Below are 778 nucleotides of genomic sequence, written 5' to 3' on the forward strand. Positions count from 1 at the left end.
CGACTTGGTGGCCTGGGCCAGTGCCGGTGCAGCCTGCAGCAGGGCCATCGGAATGGCGGCGAGCGCCGCAATGCGCAAAGCGTGCTTGAACGTGGACATAAGGATCTCCTGTTTCCTTTTGGGTGGTTTCGCTCTGGCGGCGAGCGGGATGTGCCCGTGCCGGCGTGGTTGGTTTTTCAGACTCTGTTGATGCGTGAGTGCACCGAAGCAGTGCAATGTCGGCGCACGTGGGCGCACATTATGGGACAAATCGCACTGCTTTTCAGCAAACACTTCAAAAGAACTCGGGGGGTGCCGGTGGGGTATTCCGGTTGCGTGCGATGCAACCCGGCCATCAAATCAAAAAGGGGCACGCGGCCCCTTTTTTCACTGCCCCAACGGGCGGCTGCTTACTGGATCTTTGCTTTTTCGCGCAGCTCTTTCAGCATCGCCTGGAACTTGCTGCGTTGCCAGTTCTGGTCGCCCATCATCATCTCGAGCAGCTGCGGCTTGACGTCTTCGTACGACGGGATCTTGGCGTCGCGCGTGTCATCCAGGCGGATCACGTGCCAGCCGAATTGCGTCTTGACCGGCGTCTGCGTGATCTGGCCCTTCTTCAGGCCGGTGAGCGCGGCCGAGAATTCCGGCACGTAGGTGCCCGGATTTGCCCAGTCCAGATCGCCGCCGTTCGCGCCCGATCCCTTGTCCTTCGATTGCGCCTTGGCGATGTCTTCAAACTTCGCGCCGGCCTTCAGCTTGCGATGATGGCCTTGGCGTCGGCTTCCTTGTCCACGAGGAT

General features: G+C 60.5%; 1 pseudogene. It reads right to left on the reverse strand.

From position 1 onward, the window contains the following. Positions 1–389 precede the first annotated feature (389 nt). Positions 390–778: pseudogene (locus tag FUT88_RS26035) on the reverse strand (peptidylprolyl isomerase); the annotation flags it as partial.

This window comes from Ralstonia sp. TCR112 (genome assembly GCF_007997035.1).
Lineage (GTDB): Bacteria > Pseudomonadota > Gammaproteobacteria > Burkholderiales > Burkholderiaceae > Ralstonia > Ralstonia edaphi.